The sequence below is a fragment of the candidate division KSB1 bacterium genome (assembly GCA_034506395.1).
Lineage (GTDB): Bacteria > Zhuqueibacterota > Zhuqueibacteria > Thermofontimicrobiales > Thermofontimicrobiaceae > Thermofontimicrobium.
The window spans coordinates 1-9,708 of the sequence record JAPDPQ010000063.1; the positions used below are offsets into that span (position 1 = coordinate 1).

General features: G+C 45.3%; 8 protein-coding genes. All 8 read right to left on the bottom strand.

The window, feature by feature from the left end; genetic code table 11:
- A partial coding sequence (locus ONB37_20050) for an ATP-binding protein (protein ID MDZ7402455.1) occupies window positions 1–759 on the bottom strand: 759 nt, incomplete at its 3' end.
- 477 nt (window positions 760–1,236) lie between these two features.
- Complete coding sequence (locus tag ONB37_20055; protein ID MDZ7402456.1) at window positions 1,237–3,105, bottom strand: T9SS type A sorting domain-containing protein; 1,869 nt, start codon at window positions 3,103–3,105, stop codon at window positions 1,237–1,239.
- A gap of 68 nt (window positions 3,106–3,173) precedes the next feature.
- Window positions 3,174–3,350 (bottom strand): hypothetical protein, encoded by a 177-nt coding sequence (locus tag ONB37_20060; protein ID MDZ7402457.1) that lies wholly within the window; start codon window positions 3,348–3,350, stop codon window positions 3,174–3,176.
- Window positions 3,351–3,947: 597 nt separating this feature from the next.
- Window positions 3,948–5,363, bottom strand: a complete 1,416-nt coding sequence (locus tag ONB37_20065) for a T9SS type A sorting domain-containing protein (protein ID MDZ7402458.1) — start codon at window positions 5,361–5,363, stop codon at window positions 3,948–3,950.
- Window positions 5,364–5,393: 30 nt separating this feature from the next.
- Window positions 5,394–5,837: a hypothetical protein gene (locus ONB37_20070; protein MDZ7402459.1), complete on the bottom strand. Its 444-nt coding sequence runs from the start codon at window positions 5,835–5,837 to the stop codon at window positions 5,394–5,396.
- A 325-nt stretch (window positions 5,838–6,162) separates the two neighbouring features.
- Window positions 6,163–8,007 carry a hypothetical protein gene (locus tag ONB37_20075; protein ID MDZ7402460.1) on the bottom strand — a complete coding sequence of 615 codons (1,845 nt, stop codon included), beginning with the start codon at window positions 8,005–8,007 and terminating at the stop codon, window positions 6,163–6,165.
- 193 nt (window positions 8,008–8,200) lie between these two features.
- Entirely contained in the window at window positions 8,201–8,632 is a 432-nt protein-coding gene (locus ONB37_20080) for a hypothetical protein (protein MDZ7402461.1), read from the bottom strand.
- Between the two features lie 309 nt (window positions 8,633–8,941).
- Window positions 8,942–9,708, bottom strand: a 767-nt coding sequence (locus ONB37_20085; protein ID MDZ7402462.1) for a serpin family protein, incomplete at its 5' end; no start/stop codon positions are given.

Consider the following 9,708-nt stretch of genomic DNA (forward strand, 5'->3'; position numbering starts at 1 on the left):
TAATAAGATGTTTTTACCCAGCGACTGGACGAAACAGTCCCGCCAGTACTCGTAAAACGGCCTGTCGGAGCGGGTATTGGGCGCTGTAGCCAATTTTTCGAATTTATCGACCAGCAGCACGATGGGGCGGTTCTCCTTATCGGCGATTTGATTGAGGATCTCGGCCAGCTTTTTCGCCTGCTCGGCCTGCAAGTCTTTGAGAAACAGCCGATATTTCTTTCGATCCAATTTTTTATCGGCAAACTTCTGGCGCAGGGCGGTGATCCCCTCGGCGGCTAATCCCGTCACCACATCGGTGACGCCTTTGATGGGCTGTTCCCCCACCACTGCCGCCACGCCAGGCACGGCCGCTGCAATGGCTTTCGACGCCACGGCCGAGATGGCGCTGGCCACCTTCTGAGCATTCTCGGGATTGACCGTGGCCTCCTCATCGATCTTCTTTTCGATGTCCGCCACCGTCTCCAGAAATTTAATGTAGTCATCGAAATATTTTTTGAAAGACTTTTCCAGTTGGGTGTGGATGTCGTTGAACAATACTTCCAGCGACATGTTGGTCTGGTTGCAGTCCAGGTACATGGTGAACGGTTTTTTGGGGTGTTGATCGGCAATGCGCTGGCACTCTTTCAACAGCCAGGTCTTGCCCATACCGCTTTTGCCGTGAAACAGCAGGATGGGCGGCTTTTCCTTGCTATCGCATAATGTGGTCAGCGCCGCTTTGAAGGCCAATAGTTCGTCGTCACGATCCACAAAGTAATCCATGGGGCATTTGCTCAGTTGATTCGATTCAATTTTAAAATGTGTTGGCTTAATATAATCGAAATCGCCTCGAATGTCAAGCAGAAAATCACTCCCCGAAATGATGTTGCGTTTATTTTGAATAGTCTAAAGCCTGAAATTCAAAAATAAGAAGTTCAAAATAAAATCGCCCCAAGGAAACCACGAAAGACCACAGAAGATATTTTTGAAAGATAAAATTTCGTGTTATTCCGTTTGTTCAATGGATAAAATTTTTTAAATTGCTTGAGTTCATTTTAGAATTTAAAGAAGAATAGAGTTCTGCAGAATTAAAATTTTGCGGTCATTCCGAGCGGATCCTCCATTTGGCGGAGGGGTGAGGAATCTGCAGTTTATATAGAGTCAATTGATTGACAAGATTCTCCGCTTCGCTCGGAATGACAAAATTGTTTCTTTTGCAAAAATCTAAAGAATTATATAAAGGGGTTTTTCTCCACCTTGCTACTTCAACAGCAGGATTTTCATTTTTGAGGTCGTTTTTTCGGCTGTCACTCGAACGAAGTAGATCCCAGCCGAAAGCGCAGTGCCATGTTGATCCTTCCCAGTCCATATTGCAGCATGCGGTCCAGCCGATTGGGGTTCATTAATAAGCAGCGCCACGCGGCGTCCCAGGGTATCGAATAGCTCCAATTTGATATGGCAAGCTTGAGGCAGATAATATTGGATAACAGTCGCAGCGTTGAATGGATTGGGATAGCAAGAGAACAATCCAAAATCTGAGGGAGGATGTTTCGCAGGTGCGCTGTCCTTTTTTTCGATTGATGTCGGTACTTCTTCATACCGAAAAATCCCATGCGTTGTCCCCGCATACAATATTTTGAGATTCCGCCGATCCTGAACCAGGCAGAGGATGTCCTTCTCCTTCAAACCTTCATTGATTTCGATATGGGTTGAGCAATCATCGCTGCTTTTGAACACGCCGACATTTTTCACCGACCAGTACCAAACACCTGGAGTTCGGTGGTCAGCGATCAAATTGCTGGCATTGACGGTCCAGCAGCGGCGATCCCAATTCTGACCATCATCGTTGCTGCGATAAATGCCCTCGGATCGGGTGCCACAGAGCAGAATGGCATAAATTTCTTTGGGATTGAAGGGAGAAATAACCACGGCCGTCGAGGGATGATGGGGATCGATCTGGTTCCAGCTTTTGCCACCATCGGTTGTAGCAAATAGGCCATTGGATGTCGCCAGAAAGATGCGCTTCGGATTGAGCCCATCCACATCGATATCGTTGATCCGAATGGCGGTGGTATCACCAGGCGTGAGATCGAATTTGACCCAGCCCGTATCGTCGCTGGCATAGAACCCGTCTTGATTGTAAAAGGGATTGTAGGCGCCAGCAAAGGCGACCAGCGAGGAATCATAGGGCACTTCGATAGCTGTTACAGCGATCTTTGGGAAATACGTATTTTTCCATTCCATCCCACCATTGACGCTAAAGAAAATTCGGCCCAATCGGTCCTCGGGAATCATGGTGTATTCTTCGGTGCCCAGCCAGAGCACTGGCACAGTCCAATCCAGAATGGGGTGCGACTCAGCTTTGATTTGGGTGATTTTCACTGCTGGGTTGTCATCGAATTTGATCAGCCGCCAGTGTTTGCCCCCATCGTTGGTTTGGAAGGCACCCGCATCGGTTCCAACATACAATGAATCGGTGTAGAATGGATGGGGAGCGATGGAGTTGATGTGCAAATTGGGCAGATCGCCTGAAATATCTACCCAGCGACCTGAGCTGGACTCAGCGAGCGAGTAAAAAATGATGACCCATTCAGCCGTATAGGGATCGGACGTGCCGACCGAGAAGTAATGGAGATAGATGAATGCGCCATATCGGTCAGCCTCAAAAAATTTAAACGGAGCATAATTTGAGGCAGTCTGATAGGCGGTATCAGCCCGAGTGGAATCACCTTTGGTGAAAAAGCAATTTTCAATATCAATGAATTCAGGATTGGGCTTGATAATTGTATCAGGTTTACCAATTTCAAATTCTGTTGAGGGAAAAAGGTGTTTGCCTGTTCCAGCCCAGACTGTGGTCGCTTCGTAGACTACTTTGCCTGTTTTGGCACTGCGGATTGTTGTGCCGCCGAAATCACTCGCAGGCGTGATGTGTACAAAAAGTTCATGATAAACTCGCTCATGTTCTTTTGGCTGATCCTGTTGATAGGGCTGTTGGAAATAATAAATGTGTTTGATTGAAAAAGAGAGATAATCCAGCCTGATAATGGCAAATTTTGGAGCGTCAGGATTGGCAAAACAAAGCTGCGTCAACCCAAGCAAGATCAAAATAAAGATTGATTTTTTCTTCATAATGCACCTCACTTCCTGTTAAATTCGTGCTCTTCGTTGTGGCGACAAAACGGATTGATCTCCACCTTTTAGTGAACCGTGAACTCATTAGAAAATAGCCAATCCTCCCAGGTATCCTCTTCATGCCAGCTAAATGGAAACTTCAAACGATAAATGCCTGCTTGATTAGGTATGATTTTATCCGAATAGGACTTAAATGGTGCTATTTTTTTGGTTCCCGCTGGAAAAATAGCTAGGCATGGCATTCCCCATCCTCCATATTCAACCCAATCATTGCCCTTTTTTATTTCAAAAAAAAAACACAATACGTTCAGCGCAATGTCCAAAGAATGCAGTCTCAGGTGTACCATTGTGGATTAAGACTTTAATAGATTCACTAAGAAGTTAAAAATTTTTGTCTGTTTTGGCAATCAATTTGCCCTCAAACCTCTCAAAGTCAGTCGCATTCTTATCGCAATTGAAAAGAAATAAGACTGTTGTTAAAAAAATTAAGTACCTGAACATAAGCTGGAAACCCTTTCTTCGCCATATTTTCTTTAAAGACGCCCACTTCTTGCTGGGGGCAATTTCTAATACTCAGGTTTCGATTCAATGATGTCAATAATCAGGTCTCTCAGTTCTCTCAAGCGGGTCACAAATTCATTTTTTTGTAGGACAGGATGCCATCCTGTCCGAATGTTAGCGAAGCAGCATCAATTTCCGAACCTGCACCACAGCCCCGCTTGATTGGTTTTTGTTAGCTTGCAGCCGACAGAAATAAATGCCACTGGCAACCGACTGGTTCAATTCATCCCTCCCATCCCATTGAACCTTTGTAGGACAGGATGCCATCCTGTCCTACATCAGCGCAGCAGCATCAATTTCCGAACCTGTATCACTGCCTCGCTTGATTGGTTCGTGCTAATTTGTAGCAGACAAAAATAAATACCACTGGCGACCGACTGATTTGATTCATCGCTTCCATCCCATTGAACTTCAAAATGACCTTCTGGTCTCTGGTCAGCCAATAACGTGCGTACCTTTTTACCCATGATATTATAAATTTCCAGTGTCACGTCGCTCGAAAAAGGTAAGTCGAAGGAGATAGTCGTCATTGCATTAAATGGATTGGGATAGTTCGGATAGAGATAGAATTGTTCGGGCAAATTGGATTCTGGAGTCTTTTCGATTTCCGTTGGCAGATGCAAGCCATTCACGTAAGCAGATGTTAGCGGATATTCGATCATCGCAATGCCATAGAGGATCCGTCTCACTGGGCCGATCCCATGGGCATACCACTCCACCCAATCGTTATCAGCACCATTGAATTGAAACCAGAAGCGATAGCAATTGGTGAAAGTGCCTGCTGGGACGATAACGGTATCGGATTTGCTTTCAAGGTGAACGGTCCATTCAGCCAGTGGCGTTGTGATTTTCCAGCTATCGCCGATTGCTGCAGAAAAATCCAGCCAGAGCTGGTCAGTGGTGTCGCTTCTTAACAACAGCTTATCATCCCAGGTCATTCGTAATAGGGCATTCGGGAAGTGACGGAATTGATCGAATTGAAAATAGAGGCTATCATTGATCCGAACTGTATCAATAATCGTTTCAGTCAACGATTTTGAAAAAGTCCACCAATTTCCGATCTGCAAAGGAAAATAGCTGGCTAACGATAGCGGTTTGCTTTCATAGCGCCAGACGCCATCACCCTTTGTGGCAAGATAAAGCACGTTTTGTTGGTTGGGATCGGCTATAATGGAGGTGATACCCTGGCTGGGGACCTGAGGAACAACTAATGGAACAAATCGCCAATTTGTGCCACCATCAAAACTTTCATACAGGGCAAAAAACTTCATCCATTCAACCAAATAACTTATATCTAGTTCGCCAGCCGCCCAGAGATGATTGGGATCAAATGGATCAATGGCCAGTCCATATAAACGAGCCATGGTTCTTCGTAAGCCAGTATAACGCCAGGTTCTTCCGCCATCAGTGGTTTTGATCACTGATTCGTTCACGGCAAGGTAGATAATATCGGGATTGTTAGGATGAATAGCAATTTGATAGCAAACATTATCCTCCCTCTCAAGTTCTAAAAATGTAGTTTCCCAACTATCGCCTCTATCTTTCGATTTAGCGATCCAGGGCTTTGAAGAATCGCTCACACCACAAGCCCAAAGCACCTCATTGAATTGATCAATCGTTATATCCCAGGCTGTTCCTGAACCGACATTTAGAACCTGCTCCCAACTATTGGAAGCCAGTTGGCGGCGAAACACTCCGCTGGAACCTCCAGCGAATGTTTCGCCTCATATTCGGGGATCGGGGAATCCATCAAAGGCATGAATAACGTCAATCTTGCTGCGATCCAGATTGCTATCAGAAACCACCCAGTTCGGATCATAGATCGACCAGCAATAGGTCAGCACCGAATCTCCTGCAGCTTTATCAGGCTCGGTTCCAACGGTAATTCCCCAGCCAATCGGTCCAATATCATGGGGATAAACTGAGCGAATCCGAACGCCCTTCAATCCCAATTCGTTCCAGAATTTGCTCGTGATCGAATCAGACGGATTGTGGACAAACAGTCCTTCGCCATCGGTTCCCGCAAAAAGCGCCCCGTTGTAATAAGCCAGGGCTGTGACATTCATTCCTTGCAAGCCGTAAGGCTCTAATTTTTGAGCGAAAGGAGTTGATGGGATTTGCCACATCAAAATGAGCAGGCAAAGGAAAAATAACAATCGGATTTTCATTGTTTTCTTCCTTTCTATTTTTTATCGGAATGAGAGATGTGCTCCACTTCCGCTGGGAGTTAAAACTTCTAAATTTGCAGTCATTCCGAATGGAGCGAAGCGGAATGAGGAATCTCTTGATTATGCAGAACCAATGACTTGAACGGATTCCTCTCCGCCGTTTGGCGGATCGGAATGACTTCAAAGTTAGACATATTTGTCCAAGCTACCAAATAGGAGTTGATCTACCATCGAGCTACGGATCACTGATCACTGACTACTGATCACTGAATACTGATCACTGAATACTGATCACTGAATACTGATCACTGACCAATTCCAAATTCTACGGGTACAAACTAATCCCAATCCACCACTGAAACTCTTTGAGCGTTGTCCCTTGATAGGTGTTAGTAAAATTGGGCACGGCCAGCAATCTAACATTAAAAAACTTTGATGGCGAAATGGTGATGCCGCCCAGCATAGTGGTCTGCACATCGCTGCGGCGCTCACTCGGCTCGGTGTAGCGCTCGCCGAAATTGGTCTTGGTGGTCGTCACCGAATCCGCCGTGGTCTCTCGATATTTGAAAATGGCCAGCGTCATGTCGTCGATGTCCCAGTTGGTCATCTTGCGGTTCAAGCCGATCAGGATTTCCACGGCATCGGATAGCTTCCAGGTGAAGATAATCGGGATCTGAAAATTGATCACATCGGCTTTGAATTCCCACAGCAGATTCTTATCCTCTTTAGTGGCATCGAAATAATTTTGGCGATACGGATTGTAGGACGAAGTGTATTTGGAGCGACTGTGGCGATCCAGCAGGACATGCTCATCGGTGTTGATCCGCCGTTTCAGGAATTCCACATTGAGCCCGATGTGCAACTTTTTGTTCTGTTCGATCTGCCACTGCAAAGCACCCATGAAGCGATGGCTTTTGTTGATGCGCTCGCCTATGCCCGTTCGCACATCATGCACGGCATAGTCCCATTCGGAATAATAATAGTCTGTTTCTGGATTCCACTCATAATGATAATTGCTGTACGAAGAATCGTTCAGGTGCGAGTAAAGCGTGATGTCGGCATTTTGCTGATGATAGGAGTAATAAAAAAGCAACGATTTGCTCGCATCGAGTTGTCGAAGCAAATTGAGGCCGCCATAAACGGTATTGCCCTCATGATCCCAGCGCTGACCACTGCCGCCCTGCTTCCAATAGTAGTTCCACTCTTTGCCAACATTGATCTGGCCGTATTTATAAAGAGAAGAATCTTCCTGAATATAGGACTGATCCGCATTGGCCCAGAGATAGCCGCCCTGCACGCCAATTTTGGTTCGATCCGACGCTTGGAAATTCAACCCGCCCGCTACGTCCCAGTGATCGTAATTCTGATGCCGCCAGCGCATGTCGTACCAGACCGAGGTGTACTTGTAGCTCGAGTTATTCTCCCAGAAGTTCTGCGAGCCATACGAGCCATCCCGACTGAAGGCGGTTCGATTCAAGCGGAAGCCGAGCTGCAATCGAGGGGAAATTTCATAGCCTGAAAACAGCGACAGAAAATGTCCCGTCTGGCGCATGTCATCGGCGCCCTTGTAGCGATCCACAATCGGAATGTTGGAGGTCTCTGCCATTTTATTGCCCGCATAATCATAGCCGATATTGGAGCGATAAATATCCTGTGGCACCGAGTAGTAGGCTTCATTTTGAAAGATGAGCTGATAGGAAAAGCCCAGAAATAACCCATTCAACGATCGCAGCGGTCGGGTCAATAACGCCGTGGAAAAGACGGGCTCCAGCGCCTTTCGGGTCTGGATAAAGTAGATGGGATAATAAATCCTATCAACAGAATATGCGCTACGGGAATCGAGGTAGGGATAGTAATCGTAATTTTTGTTCTGTTTGATCTGTGAATTTCTGAAATCGAGGTAGAAATAGGTCTTTCTCGATGAATCCGAATAAAGATAGGCAGGATTGATGATCAGATTCAACAGCGGATCATCGATCAAGCCTGGCGTGGTGGCTGAGAAATTGCTCAGGCCGTACGGATTGAGATAATTGGGCATAAAGAAAAAATCCATTTGCTCGAAGGATTTTTCGAGGACACGTTCGCCCCAGTATTGGCTGAAGGCGGGATTAACAAAGCTACAGGTGATGACAAGAATTATCGAAGCTGAAAAAAGTGTTTTGCTGTTCATTGATAAATCTCCTCCCGAATGAGTTATTTGCCTCAGATTCAGTATCATCAGATCAAAGAGAAATGGTGTCATTCCGAACGGAGCGCAGCGGAGTGAGGAATCCGTTCACGATTCCAGATTAGCTGATTAAAAGATTTCTCGCTGCGCTCGAAATGACATGAAAATCTCGTAGCTAAATGATATTGTTTTTTGCTTATTTTTTCTCGGCCAGAAAAGTTCCGTAGTTGATTATGCCTGGAAATCCCGAATAATTCCATTTGCCAGCTAATTTTTTCTCATCATAAGCACAGGTTAAAAAAACATTGTTATCGACATAGTTGGGATTCAAATTCAGAAAAAGCTGATGATTCTCCAGAGCGCCCATCAGAGTTCCCGAGCCAACTTGTGGGCCAATACTTTTTGGATCACCAATTTTATCCAGCTCCCATTCGCCCGAAATGGTAATGCTATCATCAAAAACGATTTTGATCCAGCCCTTGACGATTTTGGCACCTGTGGAATCGTAGCCAGTGTAAGCATAAGCGCCTGCTGGGATTTTTATTCCGTTAATGGAATTGTCTTTGTCACAGAAATAGAATAAAAGTGATAAGATGGCTATCACAATAAAAATGGATATTTTTTTCATGGATACCTCTCATCAAAAATTTATTTTCCCCAAAGGATGATAGGACAACAACGGATTTTTTTAGAGATTCATCCGTTGGCGTCTAATTTTAATTAATCTGATTAATGAAATTTATCAGCAATTGCTTGTCATTTCGAGCGAAGCGAGAAATCTGGTGATCGAGAATCAACAGATCTTAAAATATACAGATTCCTCACTTCGCTGCGCTCCGTTCGGAATGACTCAACAATTTCAATTCTGCAGCAGTCTAGTCTTATCATCCGTTGGGAATTTTTTAAATCTAAAATCGTAATTCGTAATTCGTAAATCCTAAGACGGGTTGACAATCTTCCCAACAAAAAGAATCGTCCCCGAATGATTTTCTCGGATGGCAAAGATGAAAGGCCGATCCACCCGCATCACAAATCCTGACGTTGATGTCCTGCCAATCACCACCGATGTCACAGCCGCCGCCTCGGTTCCTTCCTCGTTGACTTCGACAAACGTTTTATGATTGACTTCACTGATGAACAGACCTCCTGGCTTGAACATCCGTGTAAAATCAGCGCCAGGCGAAAATGCCACGCCCATGCCCAGGGCGATCAACACATCATTCATCCTCAGCTTGTATTCCAGCTTGAACCGTGGCAGAAAAATCGTCCCTTTTTCTTTTTGAAAAGAACCCAGCCATTGATTCCAATCATTCTGATCCAGCTCTGAAATCAACTCATCAATATCGGCCGATGCGGAGGGCAGAATGACCACCATGCTGAACAGCTCATCCCCATAGGGCAAATCAATCGCCTGAAACTGGTCGTTGGCAAAATACTGGAATTCGCCCGTCTGCGCCATCATTTTACACGGAACTTGAGAATTGTCGGGCAAAGTAAACAGCGCATCCGCAGTATTTTTTTCCTCGAACTGATATTTCCAGATGCCTTTGAAGTAAATGGCATTGATCAGAAACATCACATCATCCCAATTAATCTTTTCGACGATCTTGTTGATTTTGCCATTGGTATGTTCATAGACCCAGGCATTGATGATGTTTTTGGCGTTGGGATCACCGAAATTCAGCGCCGAAACCAGGGCATCGA